Origin of the sequence: Algibacter amylolyticus (assembly GCF_014202225.1) — a bacterium.
In the GTDB taxonomy this organism is placed as follows: Bacteria; Bacteroidota; Bacteroidia; order Flavobacteriales; family Flavobacteriaceae; genus Algibacter_B; species Algibacter_B amylolyticus.
The window spans coordinates 819,448-836,396 of record NZ_JACHGE010000001.1; the positions used below are offsets into that span (position 1 = coordinate 819,448).

Below are 16,949 nucleotides of genomic sequence, written 5' to 3' on the forward strand. Positions count from 1 at the left end.
TCTTTTAATTTGAAATAAATACCTTATACAAAATGATATAGGGTGCGATTTCGAGAGCGCAAAGATACAAAATAAAATAAAACAAGTTGTTTTTAATTAAACTTTGATGTGTTTTAAATGAACTAATTAAGCCAATAATATTAACAATTAGCATTATGGAAACAATTACGTAAATTACTGTTAATGTTGGCGTAAAGGTGTACAATAATAAGGCGTTGATTGGGAGTAATAAAAGGCCTAAATAATTTTTAAAACTTATTTTTTGAAAAATATATTGGTCAATAAGTTTATCAATTTCTAATAAACTGCCAATTAATCGCTCTAAAAGTACTTTAATAAGGATAAAAACACCAATGCTAAAAGTGAGTTTAAACATGGTATTGGCAGAAATGGTTTGGGTGTCGGTAAGTTGTTTGTAACTAATAAAACAGAATACTGAAACAGAAATAATTAAGTTGGTAAAAAGTAAAGCATCAAATTTGTCGAAAAATTTCTGATCTCTTGAGTAAATCTTTAAATACTTATCATTTCCTAGTACTAAAATAAAATCGTCAAAACGTTTAGGCGCTGTTAATTTTGCTATAGCTACAATTATTAAGCCTATAACTAACAGGACCGTGAATATTTCGTTTGAAACGAGGTGTCGAAGCATGCCATAAAATTATCATAATTTTTAATATTACTGGATATTATTAAGGAATATTTAAAATAAATAAAAATCGATTAATGTACATTTGCCAAAATAAAAAAGATTGACCAAACAAAGGATATGTCGAAAACGGTTGTAATTATTCCAACATACAATGAGATTGAAAATATAGAAGCCATTATTAGGGCGGTGTTTTCGCAATCGCCTATGTTACACATTCTTATTGTTGATGATAATTCTCCAGATTTAACGGCTTTAAAGGTTAAGGAACTTCAAAAAGAATTTAATGATAAATTGTTTTTAGAAGTTAGAAAAGAAAAATCTGGTTTAGGAACAGCTTATATTCATGGTTTTAAATGGAGTTTAGCACAAGGTTATGATTATATTTTTGAAATGGATGCCGATTTTTCGCATGATCCAAAAGATATTTTAAAACTTTATCATGCTTGCCATAATGAAGGTGCGGATTTAGTCATTGGGTCGCGTTATAAAACCGGGGTAAATGTGGTTAATTGGCCAATGAATAGAGTTCTAATGTCTTACGGCGCATCAAAATATGTGCGACTTATTACAGGCATGAAAATACATGATACCACAGCAGGATTTGTGTGTTATAAAAAGGAAGTGTTAGAAACCATAGATTTAAATACTGTAAAGTTTATAGGTTATGCCTTTCAAATAGAAATGAAATTTAAGGCCTACTTAAAAGGATTTAAAATAGTAGAAGTACCAGTTATATTTACAGATAGAACATTAGGTGAATCAAAATTACATTCAGGAATTATTTCTGAAGCTATTTTTGGGGTTATCTCAATGAAGTTGAAAAGTTTATTTAAGAAATGAGAAACGTATGCAAATGAAAACTAAACTAATTAAAAACGCTAAAATAGTAAATGAAGATACTATTTTTAATGGCGATGTATTAATTGAAGGCGACTATATTAAGCAAATTGGGGAGTTTATTAGTCCTAAATCTGCCGATGTTCAAGTTTATGATGCCGAAGGAAAATATCTTTTACCTGGGGTTATAGACGATCAGGTTCACTTTAGAGAACCAGGTTTAACCCATAAGGGTAATATTGAAACCGAATCTAGAGCTGCAATTGCAGGAGGTATTACATCTTTTATTGAAATGCCAAATACAAACCCGCAATCTACAACCATTGAAAAGTTAGAGGAGAAATTTGATATTGCAGCAAAAACATCGTCTGCAAACTATTCCTTTATGTTTGGTGGTACTAATGATAATTTAGACGAGATTTTAAAAGTAGACAAAACTAAAGTAGCTGGTTTAAAGCTGTTTTTAGGGTCGTCCACAGGAAATATGTTGGTGGATAATCCAGAAGTTTTAGAGAAAATATTCGAAAGTACCGATATGGTTATTTCTGTACACTGCGAAGATGAGGGCACAATAAAAAGTAATTTAAAGGATCATTTAGATAAGTTTGGAGACGATATTCCTATAAAGTACCATCCAATAATTAGAAGTGAGGAGGCTTGTTATATATCTTCATCTAAAGCTATTGAATTAGCGAAAAAAACAGGAGCAAGGTTACATGTGTTCCATTTATCTACCGGAAAAGAAACAAGTTTATTTACCAATAAAATTCCTTTAGCCGAAAAGAAAATTACAGCAGAGGTTTGTATCCATCACTTATGGTTTTCTGATGAAGATTACGATAAAAAAGGAACCTTAATTAAGTGGAATCCTGCGGTAAAAACTAAAAGTGATAGAGACCAATTATGGGAAGCGCTTTTAGATGACAGAATTGATGTTATTGCTACAGATCATGCGCCACATACTAAGGAAGAGAAAAATAACGTTTATACTAGTGCGCCTTCAGGTGGGCCTTTAGTGCAGCATGCTTTACCAGCCATGTTAGAAATGTTTCATAAAGAAAAAATATCTTTAGAAAAAATTGTAGAGAAAATGTGCCATAACCCTTCTATTTTATTTCAAGTGGAAAAAAGAGGGTATATTAAGGAAGGTTATTTTGCCGATTTAGTTTTGGTGGATTTAAATAATCCATGGACGGTAACACAAGATAATATTTTATATAAATGTGGATGGTCTCCTTTTGAAGGTGCGACTTTTAAATCTAGAATTACACATACATTTTTAAATGGTACCTTGGTATACCATAATGCAAAGTTTAATGATGTTAAAGCAGCAAAACGCTTAACTTTTAATAGATGATTTTAAAACGACTTTTACTTCTAGTTGGAATACTTTTTATGGCATTAGCGTGCACTAATTTAAAAGGTCCGGAAAAGCCAAAAAACTTAATCTCTAAGGAGAAAATGGTGGACATTTTAATTGACGCGAGACTCATTACTTCTGCCAATTCTAAAAACAAGCTGATCATGAGAAATAGTGGTTTGGATATGAATAATTATGTATTTGAAAAACATAATATTGATAGTTTGCAATTTGCCTTAAGTAATAGTTATTACTCTTATTATGTTGAAGAGTACGAGGATATTTATACCAAATTAACCGATAGCTTAAAAGCATTAAAAGAAGCTTTAAAGGATCAGGAGGCTAAAGAGTGGAAAGAAGAAACTAAAAAAGAAGCAGATTCTTTGCAAGTCGTTTTAAAAGAAAAAAAGAGTAATGGCGATTCTTTAGATTTGAAGAAAATTGATAAAAAGCTTTCTCAAATGCAAGAAGGCGAAGCTTTAAAGAAACAAATTCACGACATAGACGAAGAAAAATTATTAGAGGAAAGTATTCAGGAAATAGAAGGTTTAGTAGAACCTATTTCAGATAAAGATTTCCAATAACGTTAATAGTTTTATCAACAGCTTTAAATTTATAATTTAAAGCTGTTTTTATTTTAGCACTACTATAATGCGTCTCTGTGGTTAGCGATTTGGCTAAATGTTTAGTTATAAGCCTTCGTTTACCTGTTAATTTATGTTTTAGCCAATCCATTTTCCAAGCTATCTTTAAGAGGTTTTTACTCGCTTGTTTTTTAAGAGGTTTTCCGTTTACAGCCTTTGCTAAAGCATTTAAAAAGGATTTATAAGTCCAGTTTTCGGCAACCAAAATAAAGCGTTCGTTTTTAATTTCGCTATCCATTAAAGCAATCATTATATCTACGACATCATCTACGGCTACCAATCCAACAGTGCCAGAAGTATAGTACTTAAAACCTTTTTTAGCTTTTTTAAATAAATTCCCTGTGCCATAACGCCAAATGCCTGCGCCTAAAATAACACCAGGGTTTACAATTACAGCATTAAGACCTTCTTGTGTGCCTCTCCAAACTTCCATTTCGGCACCATATTTTGTAATGGCGTAAACGTTATTGTCGTCTTCAGGGTTCCAAATGGTATCTTCTGTAATCTCCGTATTATTTAAAGTATTGCCTAAAGTAGCTATAGAACTTACATAACAAAGTTTTTCAATATTGCCAGAAATACAAAGGTTTACAATATTTGCAGTGCCTTCAATATTTATTTTTCGTAAAAGTTGGTATTTATCGGGCTCAAACGATACAAATGCAGCGCAATGATACACTTTAGTAACTCCCGTAAAAGCATCCATTAACGCAGGAATATCCAAAAGGTCGGCTTCAACCCATTCTATGGTGTTAAATAAGGTATCGCTATCTCCAGAATAGCAAGAAAATACATTTTTAGTGTTAGAAATTTTTTGCTCATTTCTGTAAATAGCTCTTACTTTCTTATTATCGGAAGCAAGTTTATATAGTAAATGCGCTCCAACTAGTCCTGTTCCTCCTGTTACTAAAATCATGCAACTAAATTAAAGAATTATTCATAATCCATAAGGAATTATACTTGTATTTTTATCTTTGCATAGTTTTGTAAAAATTTAAGAATAATGATAAAGAATTTTGTTGAAGAATTAACTTGGAGAGGCATGATACAAGATAGCATGCCAGGTACCGAGGAGCATCTATTAGAGTCTATGCGTTTGGCTTATGTTGGTATTGATCCAACAGCCGATTCATTACATATAGGTCATTTGGTAGGTGTTATGGGATTAAGACATTTTCAATTATCAGGACATAAGCCTGTTGCGCTTGTTGGTGGAGCTACGGGAATGATTGGAGATCCTTCGGGGAAATCTGCCGAGCGTAATTTGCTAGATGAAAAAACATTAGAGCATAACCAAAATGCTATTAAAGAGCAATTGTCTCGATTTTTAGATTTTGATAGCGATGCCGATAATGCAGCCATCATAGTTAATAATTATGATTGGATGAAAAAGTTTTCATTTCTTGAGTTTATTAGAGATGTAGGTAAGCATATTACCGTTAATTACATGATGGCGAAAGATTCTGTTAGAAAGCGTTTGTCTTCTGAGTCTTCGGTAGGTATGAGTTTTACCGAGTTTACCTACCAATTAGTACAAGGATATGATTTCTTGCATTTATACCGAAACAAGCAATGTACTCTACAAATGGGAGGAAGTGACCAGTGGGGAAACATTACCACAGGTACAGAATTGATACGACGTGTAGATGCTGGAAAAGGTTACGCTTTAACATGGCCTTTAATTACTAAGGCAGATGGTACTAAATTTGGTAAGACCGAAGGTGGAAATATTTGGTTAGATACCAAAAGAACATCACCTTATAAATTCTACCAATATTGGTTAAATACTAGTGATATCGATGCTGAAAAGTACATTAAGATATTTACATTTCTTGAAAAAGAAGAAATATCAGCCTTAATTGAAGAGCATAAAGAAGCACCTCATTTAAGAGTGTTGCAAAAGCGTTTAGCTGAAGAAATTACTGTAATGGTTCACTCGCAAGAAGATTTAGATAATGCTATTAAAGCCAGTAGTATTTTATTTGGAAAATCGACTAGCGAAGATTTAAAGCAATTAAACGAACAAACGTTTTTAGATGTTTTTGATGGTGTACCACAAACGCAAATTGAGAAATCTGAAATAGAAAACGGATTAGATATTATTGGAGCTTTAGCTGAAAAAGGAGGGTTTTTAAAATCGAATGGCGAAGCAAGAAGAGCACTAAAAGAAAACTCTATTTCTGTAAATAAAGAAAAAGTAAAAGACGATTATAGTATTACTGCAAAAGACTTAATTAACAATAAGTTTGTATTGCTGCAGCGTGGTAAAAAGAATTACTTCGTATTACAAATTGTATAAAATCAATAAAGCCTGAGTTTTCACTCAGGCTTTATAATTAACCAACTAACTAAAAGCTAATTTTTCTTTTTCTTAGCTCTATTTTTGTCGTAATGCTTTTTAAGAACTTACACGATTAAAAAAGTATTTTTTAAATTTTATGTTTTGCCAATTTTTATCGGCTTTTTCTTTTAATATAGTTTCGTTTTCCTGTTTCCATAACTCTAAAGTATTTGTGCCCCAAGCATTGTAAAACAAATAAAGTTTATTGTCTTTAATTTGAAATGTTTTTGGGTTTATAGAGACTTTATCATTTTTTGCACCAATAGCATAGGCGCAGTAACCACCGTACTCCGGGATATACTTTTCAGGATGTTTTTTAAATGTGTTTAAATTTTCTGCGCTCGAAAACTTGTATTTGGCACCATCAAACGAGGTGGTAAAGGTTTTATCCCCTTCAACAGCTTTATTATTAAAATAAGCCACAACATCGTAACCATGGGCTATAAATCCTTTTTTTAAGTTGTAATCTATAGATTGTGCCGTTGCGGTAGTCATGCTTAATATAAGTAGAGCAATTAAACTTTTCATAAAACAGGTTTTATAATAAGTCTAAAAATTACCAATACCTTACAAATTAAAGCACCATAAGGTTGCACCCACGAATATCAGAATTATCGAAACGTCCAATAACCTCAAAGGAATTATCGCTATTTACGCGTCCTAAATCTTGAGTAGCAATAAAGGAACACGAGTTAATATTGGCTAAATCTATTATGTTTAAACCACCCGCTTTTCCAGGATTTTGAATAGTAAGTGCATCTTCGGTATCGCGAGTTAAAACGCGCATCCAAGGCGGACAATTAAATACACCGTTTCCTTTGGAGTAGGCCTGACTTAAAAGCTCGGTCATACCATATTCGCTGTGAATGTGGTTTACACCCAAACCTTTTTTTAACGTTTCATGAAGTTCGGTTCTAATGAGTTCCTTTCTACGACCTTTCATGCCACCAGTTTCCATGATAATGGTGTTTTTTAAATTAAATTGATAGGTTTCAATTAAATCTAGTAAGGCAAACGAAACACCAATAAGAATAATTTTTTTACCAGCTGCATCCAATGTAATCAAAGTGTCTTTTAATTCCGAAAGGTTATTTAAGTAAAAGCCGCTTTCGGGATGTTTAGAGGTTTTTATCATGGCATCTACCATGTATATTAACGACGATCCTTGGCGTTCTAAATACGATGGTAAAAGCCCTAAAACTACAAAGTCTTCGATGGGGCCATAAAAGTCTTGAAAGCCTTCTGTAAAGCTTTGCTGGTAAACATCTAAATTGGTAACATGGTGCTTACTGGTTTCACTTCCGGTAGTGCCCGAGCTCGTAAATGTGGTTTGTGTGGGTGCAGAATCGCTTAAAACGTCTCGCGTTTTAAAAAACTGAATGGGCAAAAAAGGGATGTCTTTAAGTGTTTTTACATCGCTAGGGTGTATGTACAATAAATCGCAAAACGATCTGTAAACTTTATTGTTATCAAACTGAAACTTGAAGATTTTAAGTGCTACATCTTCAAAGTCTGTTTGGGTTTTAATATTAAATATGGATTGTATATCTATCATGCTTTAACAAAGAAACAAAAGTACGTAATACAATTTATTAATAGGGTATTCTAATGCAAGTAGAACTGTTGAAATTTAGTTGGAATTTGCGTTAGGGATTGTAAAGGAAAGCCCACATCCTGACGAAGGAAGTGCGAGGACTTGTATTGTAAAGCCCGACCCTTTAGGGTAACGCCCAAAAAAGAACAAAAAAAAGCGCTGTTATAAACAACGCCTTGGTAATATTTTAAATTAAAGCATTACCGAATTACAAGTTTTCTGGATTCGCTAACGTTATTTTCGCTAATTTTTAAAATGTAAACGCCTTTTTGTAGGTTAATAACGTTTAACTCTTTTCCTGCCAAAATTGTGGTAAAAATCTTTTTTCCTAACACATCAAAAATTTCTATATTTTTAATTAGGCTACGTTTAGAGCTAATGTTTATGTACGGTTTTGATGCACTTACCGGGTTAGGGTAAATATTTAAACCTTCAATTTTCGAAGGCGAAGCTGCGTTTTGAGCATACTCTTGAGCCCCGACATGTTGCGAGGTAAAACACGCTAAGCTTAAAAATAAAATTAAAAAGTAAACTTTTTTCATATAATACGATTTGGTGTTATAAAAGTAATAAATTACTACAAAAGTGATGCCAAAATTGTGTTAAAGATTAACGTAATTGGTCGAAATGTTAACCCCAAGTAAGTCTATTGTTACGTAATTGTTATTTATTTTAATATTTTTATAAACTTATATTATTAGCTTTATCTTTACTTCAAGAAACAATTATTTTTATAATGAAAAACAAGGATATTAAGATTTTATTGGTTGATGATGAGCCGGATATTTTAGAAATAGTTGGTTATAATTTATCCAATGAAGGATATCAAGTTACTACTGCAGAGAATGGATTAGATGGAGTTAAGAAGGCTAAAAGTGAGCTTCCGCATTTAATTATTCTAGATGTAATGATGCCAGAAATGGATGGTATTGAGGCTTGCGAAAATATTAGGAAAATTCCGGAGCTAAAAAATTCTATAATTACGTTTTTAACGGCTAGAGGCGAAGATTACTCTCAAGTGGCTGGTTTTGATGCTGGCGCCGATGATTATATTACTAAACCCATTAAGCCAAAGGTTTTAATAAGTAAAGTTAAAGCGCTTTTAAGACGCTTTAAAGAGGCTGAGGTTGCCGATACTTTAAAGGTTGGTAGCTTGGTTATTAATAGAGACGAGTATAAAATTATATCTAAAGGTAAAGAGCTTGTTTTGCCTAGAAAAGAATTTGAATTATTATCTTTACTTGCATCCAAACCAGGAAAAGTATTTAAAAGAGACGAAATTCTTGATGCTGTTTGGGGTAACGAGGTTGTTGTAGGTGGCAGAACTATTGATGTCCATATTAGAAAACTTCGCGAAAAATTAGGCGATAAAAGCTTTAAAACAATAAAAGGCGTAGGCTATAAGTTTGTAGATTAATAATGCAGGCAAAATTTAAAAAATCATATCGATTTGCTGCTCGTACAGCATTGTTTATAACGTTATACACAACACTCTTAATGAGTGTTTTTTTGTATTTCTACTTCCAATTGCTATGGTATTTTCCAATCTTGTTTGCCCTAGCCGTGTTTTTGTTTTCTTTTTTAATTATTCAATATAGCGTAGAGCGCTTTATATATAGGCGTGTAAAAAAAATATACGACGATTTAACGCTTTTAGAATCGGCAAGTTTGGCTAAAGGTGCTATTACTACCGATATGCAAACACTTACCCAAGAAATAGATCGTTTTGCTAGAGACAAAAAGTTCGAAATTGAAGCCTTAAAAGTTAGAGAGGCTTACCGAAAAGATTTTTTAGGTAATGTATCGCATGAGTTAAAAACGCCATTGTTTACAGTACAAGGTTATATTTTAACCTTGCTTGATGGTGCCATGGACGATAAAAATATTAGAGAAAAATACCTAGAACGTGCCAGTAAAGGTATTGAGAGATTGGGCTATATTATTAAAGATTTAGACATGATTACCAAACTAGAAGTTGGCGATTTAAGTTTAAATATGGAAGTTTTTGATATTGTTGAGCTTGTAGATAACGTATTTGATATGTTAGAAATGAAAGCCCACAAGAAAAGAATAACACTAATTTTCGATAGAGATTACCCAAATACTATTATGGTAAATGCCGATAGAGAGCGTGTACAGCAAGTATTAGCCAATTTAATTGTAAACTCTATAAAATACGGCGCCGATAAAGGAACCACAGAAATTAGTATAGAAAACCTTATTAAAAACAAAGTTATTGTTCGTGTAACCGATAATGGCGAAGGTATAGCTAAAGAGCATATACCAAGATTGTTTGAGCGGTTTTACCGTGTAGATAAAAGTGGCTCTCGTAAAGAAGGCGGTTCTGGTTTAGGACTCTCTATAGTAAAGCATATTATCGAGGCGCATCACGAAAAAATATATGTGGAGAGCGAGTTTGGTGTGGGTAGCGAGTTCTCGTTTACTTTAGAAAAAGCATAGGTTTCTCAAGCGTTTAAATTAGCTATTAAATACCGAAAACAAGTCCGCGTAATCCGTATCAAAATCAAAAGCCGTTAAGCCCATATACTTCCCGTTGTTATTCAATTTATCTAATGTAAAGTTATCTTGAGAGCAGGTTGGTACCAAATGCATCTCGCTAAGTCTGTTTGCTAAATAAACCTGCTCAAACTGCCCTGGCGTAGGTATAAAAAAAGCCTTTTTATTCAGTTTAGCTAAATCCATTACCGTAGTGTAACCAGATCTAGATACTACCAAAGCACTTTCATTTATGGTCTTTTCTAATAATTTAGAGGTCATAAAATTATAAATAGTCAAGTTGCCCAAAAGCTGTATGCTTTGTTCTGGTTCCATCACACCTTTTACAAAAACCACTTTACCGTTATAGTTCTCAAATTCGGTAAGTAATTTTTCTTCAAGCAAAGTGCGTTGTGGTTCTGGGCCTGATAATAAAACCAAAATATCATTTTTAATTTCTGGGTCCATTTTTGTAAACCTACTCAGCGGTCCCAAATATTTTATTGGCACCTCAAACGCATCAACATGCCCTAATTTACCACTCAAATTTAAAGTGCCAGCAGCATCCGGAACCCAACAAACATTAAACTTTTTTATTATTTTCTGGTGCATTTTTGTGCTTAACCACGTCGTATTACCGCTCAATACATTCAGTTGGTGTGTAATAAAAACCGACGGCACATTTTTATGTCTAACCCCTAATCTATTATCCGAAATTATCCCGCAAATATCATTGTTTTCAACAATAGCCTTAATCGCTTTTTTTTCAGCATTAATAGCCTTTAAAAGTTTGGGCGAATCCTTAAGTAATTTCAGCTTAAAAAGTTTTCCGTTTTTAGAGTACATTACATTGTACGATGGTAACTCTATGGTAGGAACACTCGGGAACTCCTTCCGTAACAGCGATAAAGCCACACCATCGCTAGCAATTATAGGCGCAAAACCCGCACTCATTAAGGCGTTAATTATAGGGATGCAACGTGTGGCATGCCCAAGACCCCAATTTAAAGGCGCAACTAAAATGCGTTTTTTCATAACTAATTATTTGGGCGTGCCCCAAGGGTCGGGCTTTACGCTAAATCTTTTTTTGCCATTTATGGCAGCAAAAAAAGGATACCGCTTCAATCCCTCACGCACTTATTTGCTAAATTCAAAGATAAAGATATAATGGTTCGGGTATATTTCTATAATATTAAGAAATTCCCTTAGTATCAACCTTAACCTTTTCAATAAAATAAACAAGGCGGTAAAATGTAAAATATTTACCAAACAATAATACAGGAATTTAAAGTAGCCGTTTTTGTTCCAATAAATTCTCTACTTTTACCAAAAATTATATAATAATAAGAAATCGTTAATACACTTTGGGAAGTAAAAACAAACTTAGAAGATTTAAAGAAAACGAAACGTTTTCAAATGTCGTTCAACCCTCAAGAGAAGATTTGGTAAACTCAAATTTTAAGCACAAGGGCAACTGGAGAGCAGTAGTTTTTAAAAACGATAACCCTTTGGTTTTAGAGTTAGGTTGTGGTAAAGGCGAGTATTCTGTGGCTTTAGCAAAAAAATATCCTAATAAAAACTTTGTAGGTATCGATATAAAAGGCGCTCGTTTTTGGCGAGGTGCCAAAACAGCCATTCAAGAAAACATACCTAACGTAGCTTTTTTACGTACACAAATAGAATTAATAGACCATGCCTTTGCCGAAAACGAGGTAGACGAAATTTGGATAACCTTCCCAGATCCGCAAATAAAATATAAGCGCACCAAACACCGCATGACTAATGCTACGTTTTTGGAGCGTTACAAGCAAATTTTAAAACCAGAAGGCGAGGTTAACCTAAAAACCGATAGCGAATTTATGCATGGTTACACGCTTGGTTTATTACATGGTGCAGGACACGAGGTGCTTTATGCTAACCACAATGTGTATAAGCAAGAAGGAAGCCCAGAGGAAGTTACAAGCATTCAAACCTTTTACGAGTCGCAATATTTAGAAAAAAACAAAGCCATTACCTACATTAAATTCAAAATAAAATAAGCGTGAATATCACCTTTATATTCTTTTTAGGTTTATTTTTTGCAATGATTGGCGTTATTCCGCCAGGGTTGTTAAACATGACAGCAGCAAAAATAAGTCTAAAAGAAGGCCATGTTCGAGGTATTGTGTTTTCCGCAGGCGTATGCGTTATTGTTTTTATACAAACGTATTTAGCAAGTATTTTTGCTCGCTATTTAAGCAAGCATCACGAAGTTATAGGTATTTTACGAGCCGTTGCTTTGGTTATTTTTATATTAATAACCATTTACTTTTTATTTATAGCCAAATCGGAACCCAAGCAGCAAAAGGAACCAAAAAGACGTAGTAAACATAGTCGGTTTTTTCAAGGTATGTTTTTATCTGGTATTAATGTGTTTCCTATACCATATCAAGCCTATATGACTATTACTTTAGCTTCTTTTGGTTGGATGACCTTCGAGCAAACTAGTATTATGGCTTATGTAGTTGGGGCGGCTACAGGTACATTTGTAACCCTATATATGTATATTTTCTTTTTCGATAAAATAAAAGGAAAAACCTTCACCTCTCAAAAAAACATGAACCGTATTATTGGCGGAATTACAGGGGTTATTTCTATTGTAACCATTATTAACATGATACAAGATTTTTAAAGAATGAAACAAGAAACCCTTAATTTTTTCGATAAAGTTTATGAGGTAGCTAAGTTAATTCCTTACGGTCGTGTTACAAGTTATGGCGCTATAGCTAAGTATTTAGGTGCTGCCCGAAGTGCAAGAATGGTAGGGTATGCCATGAATGGTTCTCACGGTAAAGATGTACCGGCGCATCGTGTTGTAAATAGAAAAGGCTTGCTTACAGGTAAGCATCATTTTGATGGTACAAACCTCATGCAACAACTACTAGAAAGTGAAGGTGTTACTGTTGTAGAAAATCAAATTCAAAACTTAGAAACCGTGTATTGGGATCCTTCTAAGGAATTGTAGTGGTTTATTTCATCCTTTTTTTAAGATTAATTTCTTTCTATAGTTCATTTGATAATAGTAGGAAGCCAATTAAATCAAGTTTCTAACGATTTGGAGTTGGCTATATTTTATCATATTTTTATAAGCAGAAGGTTTTATCGGGATATTTTCGAAGGTAAATTGTACCATTAAATTCGTGTTTATCTCAATTATAAACTTTTTAAAATGTTTAAGAACCCTTTTAAAAGTTTTGAAATTCAACTGATTCCATTTTTTGTTTTATCTTATCATTGTCCTTTAGGAAAAAAAGTGAAGCTTAATTAAGCTTTTCTGTAAGTATATCTGTTTTTCGGAGACATAATTATGGTAAAAATTATGACTTTAACCTTCATAAAACAATACAAATTTCACGTTAATAATATTTATGAATATAAACGAACGCTATAAAAGTGTTAGACAACAAACTATTGATTTTTGTAGTTATTTGCAACCAGAAGATTATGCTATTCAAGTAGTTCAATTTGCGAGTCCTGTCAAGTGGCATTTGGCGCATACCACTTGGTTTTTCGAAACTTTTATCTTAAAAACAGAATTGGATGGTTATGTCGAATACGATTCAAATTTCAACTTTTTATTTAATAGTTACTATAATAATGTTGGTAGCAGAGTCCTCCAGTCTAATAGAGGTAATATGTCTCGGCCAAGTACCGATGCTATTTTTGCTTACAGAGATTATGTAGATAAACATATGTTGAATTTCTTTGAAACTAAGCTAGAGCAGAACGTATTAGATTTAGTGGTTTTAGGTCTAAATCACGAACAGCAACATCAAGAATTACTAATTACCGATGTAAAGTATATGCTTGGTAATAACGCGCTGTTTCCCGTTTTTAATAAAGATTTTAATTTAATAAAAGATGAAAACACAGCTGCCGATACTGTAAAAATATCAGCAGATGTGTACAAGATAGGACATCAGGATAATGGGTTCTGTTATGATAATGAATTAGGTGTGCATAAGGTTTATGTGCCCAATTTTGAAATTAATAACTTTTTGGTAACCAATGGAGATTACATGGCTTTTATGGAAGCAGGCGGTTACTCCGATTTTAATCTTTGGTTAGATGAAGGTTGGGCTTGGTTAAATAAGGAGCAAATTAAAGCTCCCATGTATTGGCACCAAATAGATGGAGAATGGCATGTTTATACCCTTGCCGGAATACAAAAAGTAGATAAAAATGCTGTTTTAAGTCACATTAACTTTTACGAAGCCAATGCGTATGCCGAATGGAAAGGTATGCGATTACCAACCGAGTTTGAGTGGGAAGTTGCTGCTCAAAAGTTAGATTGGGGCAAACGTTGGGAATGGACCAGTAGTGCTTATTTGCCTTACCCAAATTTTGTGAAAGAAAACGGAGCTGTTGGAGAGTACAACGGGAAGTTTATGAGTAATAAAATGGTGTTAAGAGGCGCTTCGGTGGCAACATCTCAAAACCATAGTCGAAAGACGTATCGCAATTTTTTTCACCCTTCGGAACGTTGGCAGTTTACCGGAATAAGATTAGTAAAGTAATATGACAGAAGTTTTTAAAAATGAAGTTGATAAAGGATTACAAGAGGATAACAAAACATTGCCATCAAAGTATTTTTATGATAAGATAGGTGATGCGCTTTTTGTAGAAATTATGAATCTACCGGAATATTATCTAACCCGATGTGAGTTAGATATTTTTCAGAATAAAACCCAAGAGCTTATTGAATCCTTTAGCGTTTCAACAGATTCTTATTTTGAGTTGATAGAATTAGGAGCTGGAGATGGTACAAAAACAAAAGAACTACTTAGGTCTTTAGGTGCTCAAAATTATAATTTCGATTATTTTCCTATCGATATTTCTTCCAATGCATTGAGTTTATTGGAAAAAGATTTAAAAAGCGAGCTTCCAAATTTGTCTGTACAAATTCAAGAAGGCGATTATTTTAAGGTTTTAGCGTCCTTAAAGGAGAGTAAGAAACCTAAAATAGTACTGTTTTTAGGGTCTAACATAGGGAATATGTCCGATGATATGGCGGCCGAATTTATTTATAATTTAGGATCTAACCTGCAAGCAGGAGATAAACTCTTATTGGGTGTAGATTTAATAAAGGCGAGACATGTTGTGCTTCCGGCTTATAATGATAGTCGGGGAATAACAGAAAAATTCAATCTTAATTTATTAGATAGAATTAATAACGAATTAGGTGGGAATTTTAATCTAAACCAGTTTAAACATCAGCCTGAATATGATGAGCGCGAAGGTGTTGCCAAAAGCTTTATTGTGAGCACAGTTAATCAGTCTGTCGAGATTAATGCCACCGGAAAAACCTATAATTTTACTGAAGGAGAAAAAATTCATACTGAAATATCTAGAAAATATAATGATGCGTTAATTGAGAAAATAATCGAGAAAACCGATTTTAATCTTGAAACTAAAATACTAGATAGTAAAGCTTATTTTGCAGATTATATTCTTAGAAGAGATTAAAATACGATGTTTTGAATAATAGAATTTAATAATAAAACCGATAGCTATGAGCGAGAAAAGATTTAAAGACCTGAAAGCAATTTATGTAAATTGTACATTGAAGAAATCTCCAATGGAGAGTCATACATCTAAACTCATAGAGGTTTCAAAATCTATTATGAAGAGCGAAGGTGTTTCGGTAGAAGATATTCGATTTATTGATCATGATGTTGCTACTGGTGTTTATCCAGATATGAAGGAACATGGATGGGAAAAAGATGAATGGCCATCGCTTTTTAAGAAAATATTTGATGCCGATATTCTTATTGTTGGTACACCTATTTGGCTTGGAGAAAAATCGTCTATTGCTCAGAAATTAATTGAAAGATTGTATGGTATGAGCGGGCAAACAAACGATAAAGGACAATATAGTTTTTATGGTAAAGTTGGTGGATGCATGGTAACTGGTAATGAAGATGGTGTAAAACATTGTGCTATGGGTATATTGTATTCGCTTCAGCATGTTGGGTATTCTATACCGCCACAAGCCGATTGCGGATGGATTGGAGAAGTAGGACCCGGACCAAGTTATGGCGATACAGAGTGGAAGGGCGAAAAACTAGAAAAACCAAAGGGTTTCGGCTCCGATTTCACTAATCGTAATACAACATTTATGACCTATAATTTACTACATTTAGCCTCTATGTTAAAAAAGCAAGGTGGATACCCAAGTTATGGAAACTCAAGAGAAGATTGGGATGATGGTAGAAGGTGGAATTTTGAAAATCCAGAATACCGCTAAAAATAAGGTATTGAAATCCTGTGCTTTAGAAGAAAACTAATGTTAATCCCTTTTAAAATATTCTTAATATGGATAGCGTAAAACTTGCTGTTTTAGGTCTCGGAAGTCAAACGACCACGTTTTACATTAGTGAGTTAAACAGATTATATAATGATAAATATGGAGGTTATAGTACATGTCCGTTAATTATGTGGAATGCAAATTTTGATGCTATAAATTCACTTTTACCAAATATATCAGAGGAACTAAATTCGCTAACTCAAGGTTGTATTAACGAAATAGAAAAATTAGATATATCACATATTTTAGTTCCTAATATCACTTTACACGAAAGTATAGATCAAATTGAGGTTCGGAAAACTATTTTGCATCCTGTTTATTTAACGGTTGCAAAAATTAAAATCTTAAAACTCTCAAAAGTAGTTTTAATGGCTTCAGAATACACAATGAATTCAGCATATGTACGTTCCGTTTTCAACGCAAATAAAATAGAAATAGAGATTCCTTCGGAAGAAGATCGACTTCAAATTGATACTTTTCGAAAACAAGTTTATGCTAAGAAAGAGACCGAAGAAGTTATAGTAAATTTTCATGAAATTGTTGAAAAATACACAGTTAAAACCACAGTGTTGTTGGCTTGTACAGAGTTGTCTGTTTTTAAGCCTAAAAATAATAAGCGCCTTTTAGATATGGTGGAAATTCAAATAATGGAAGCGATAAACGTTTTATAAAATACTTT

At 33.1% G+C, this 16,949-nt stretch carries 19 protein-coding genes; 13 read left to right on the forward strand and 6 right to left on the reverse strand.

What is annotated here, in order from left to right:
* Positions 1-4 precede the first annotated feature (4 nt).
* Positions 5-652 (reverse strand): DUF4271 domain-containing protein, encoded by a 648-nt coding sequence (locus tag HNQ90_RS03500; RefSeq protein ID WP_144115248.1) that lies wholly within the window; start codon positions 650-652, stop codon positions 5-7.
* A gap of 117 nt (positions 653-769) precedes the next feature.
* On the opposite strand from HNQ90_RS03500, the gene HNQ90_RS03505 reads away from it, so the two are divergent.
* The 3 genes from HNQ90_RS03505 to HNQ90_RS03515 are packed head-to-tail and all read left to right on the forward strand — an operon-like array spanning position 770 to position 3,433.
* The gene (locus tag HNQ90_RS03505; RefSeq protein WP_144115249.1) at positions 770-1,492 is read left to right on the forward strand and encodes a polyprenol monophosphomannose synthase; all 723 of its coding nucleotides are present in this window, start codon (positions 770-772) and stop codon (positions 1,490-1,492) included.
* Between the two features lie 13 nt (positions 1,493-1,505).
* Positions 1,506-2,846, forward strand: coding sequence for a dihydroorotase (locus HNQ90_RS03510; RefSeq protein ID WP_144115250.1), 1,341 nt, complete (start codon positions 1,506-1,508; stop codon positions 2,844-2,846).
* Positions 2,843-3,433: a DUF4296 domain-containing protein gene (locus HNQ90_RS03515; RefSeq protein WP_144115251.1), complete on the forward strand. Its 591-nt coding sequence runs from the start codon at positions 2,843-2,845 to the stop codon at positions 3,431-3,433. The genes HNQ90_RS03510 and HNQ90_RS03515 overlap by 4 nt, the downstream gene beginning before the upstream one ends.
* Here the strand turns inward: HNQ90_RS03515 and HNQ90_RS03520 are convergent.
* Positions 3,408-4,409, reverse strand: coding sequence for an NAD-dependent epimerase/dehydratase family protein (locus HNQ90_RS03520; protein WP_144115252.1), 1,002 nt, complete (start codon positions 4,407-4,409; stop codon positions 3,408-3,410). The two genes, HNQ90_RS03515 and HNQ90_RS03520, sit on opposite strands and share 26 nt — an antisense overlap.
* Before the next feature lie 87 nt (positions 4,410-4,496).
* Here HNQ90_RS03520 and tyrS point away from each other — a divergent pair, with 87 nt between their 5' ends.
* The gene (tyrS, locus tag HNQ90_RS03525) at positions 4,497-5,792 is read left to right on the forward strand and encodes a tyrosine--tRNA ligase (protein ID WP_144115253.1); all 1,296 of its coding nucleotides are present in this window, start codon (positions 4,497-4,499) and stop codon (positions 5,790-5,792) included.
* Between the two features lie 99 nt (positions 5,793-5,891).
* Here tyrS and HNQ90_RS03530 read toward each other — a convergent pair whose 3' ends face one another.
* The 3 genes from HNQ90_RS03530 to HNQ90_RS03540 all read right to left on the reverse strand — a co-directional run bounded on the left by HNQ90_RS03530 (position 5,892) and on the right by HNQ90_RS03540 (position 7,970).
* Positions 5,892-6,362, reverse strand: coding sequence for a YHS domain-containing (seleno)protein (locus HNQ90_RS03530; RefSeq protein WP_144115254.1), 471 nt, complete (start codon positions 6,360-6,362; stop codon positions 5,892-5,894).
* Positions 6,363-6,408: 46 nt separating this feature from the next.
* Complete coding sequence (locus HNQ90_RS03535) at positions 6,409-7,389, reverse strand: LuxE/PaaK family acyltransferase (protein ID WP_144115255.1); 981 nt, start codon at positions 7,387-7,389, stop codon at positions 6,409-6,411.
* A gap of 239 nt (positions 7,390-7,628) precedes the next feature.
* Complete coding sequence (locus HNQ90_RS03540) at positions 7,629-7,970, reverse strand: T9SS type A sorting domain-containing protein (RefSeq protein ID WP_144115256.1); 342 nt, start codon at positions 7,968-7,970, stop codon at positions 7,629-7,631.
* Between the two features lie 194 nt (positions 7,971-8,164).
* Here HNQ90_RS03540 and HNQ90_RS03545 point away from each other — a divergent pair, with 194 nt between their 5' ends.
* Complete coding sequence (locus tag HNQ90_RS03545; protein ID WP_144115257.1) at positions 8,165-8,845, forward strand: response regulator transcription factor; 681 nt, start codon at positions 8,165-8,167, stop codon at positions 8,843-8,845.
* 2 nt (positions 8,846-8,847) lie between these two features.
* Entirely contained in the window at positions 8,848-9,888 is a 1,041-nt protein-coding gene (locus tag HNQ90_RS03550) for a sensor histidine kinase (protein ID WP_144115258.1), read from the forward strand.
* A gap of 18 nt (positions 9,889-9,906) precedes the next feature.
* Here the strand turns inward: HNQ90_RS03550 and HNQ90_RS03555 are convergent, their stop codons facing one another.
* On the reverse strand, positions 9,907-10,959 hold the full coding sequence (locus tag HNQ90_RS03555) for a glycosyltransferase (RefSeq protein WP_144115259.1): 1,053 nt from the start codon (positions 10,957-10,959) through the stop codon (positions 9,907-9,909).
* 329 nt (positions 10,960-11,288) lie between these two features.
* Between HNQ90_RS03555 and trmB the strand changes: the two genes are divergently transcribed.
* The 7 genes from trmB (at position 11,289) to HNQ90_RS03590 (ending at position 16,941) form a co-directional block, all read left to right on the forward strand.
* A complete protein-coding gene (trmB, locus tag HNQ90_RS03560) occupies positions 11,289-11,963 on the forward strand; it encodes a tRNA (guanosine(46)-N7)-methyltransferase TrmB (RefSeq protein WP_144115260.1) in 675 nt (224 codons plus the stop codon).
* Positions 11,964-11,965: 2 nt separating this feature from the next.
* Positions 11,966-12,595, forward strand: a complete 630-nt coding sequence (locus tag HNQ90_RS03565) for a LysE family transporter (protein ID WP_241678322.1) — start codon at positions 11,966-11,968, stop codon at positions 12,593-12,595.
* A gap of 3 nt (positions 12,596-12,598) precedes the next feature.
* Positions 12,599-12,928, forward strand: a complete 330-nt coding sequence (locus HNQ90_RS03570; protein ID WP_144115261.1) for an MGMT family protein — start codon at positions 12,599-12,601, stop codon at positions 12,926-12,928.
* Positions 12,929-13,331: 403 nt separating this feature from the next.
* The gene (gene egtB, locus HNQ90_RS03575; protein ID WP_144115262.1) at positions 13,332-14,480 is read left to right on the forward strand and encodes an ergothioneine biosynthesis protein EgtB; all 1,149 of its coding nucleotides are present in this window, start codon (positions 13,332-13,334) and stop codon (positions 14,478-14,480) included.
* A 1-nt stretch (position 14,481) separates the two neighbouring features.
* Positions 14,482-15,429, forward strand: coding sequence for an L-histidine N(alpha)-methyltransferase (locus HNQ90_RS03580; protein ID WP_144115263.1), 948 nt, complete (start codon positions 14,482-14,484; stop codon positions 15,427-15,429).
* A 46-nt stretch (positions 15,430-15,475) separates the two neighbouring features.
* Complete coding sequence (locus tag HNQ90_RS03585; RefSeq protein ID WP_144115264.1) at positions 15,476-16,210, forward strand: flavodoxin family protein; 735 nt, start codon at positions 15,476-15,478, stop codon at positions 16,208-16,210.
* A gap of 68 nt (positions 16,211-16,278) precedes the next feature.
* A complete protein-coding gene (locus HNQ90_RS03590) occupies positions 16,279-16,941 on the forward strand; it encodes an aspartate/glutamate racemase family protein (protein WP_144115265.1) in 663 nt (220 codons plus the stop codon).
* Positions 16,942-16,949: the final 8 nt, after the last annotated feature.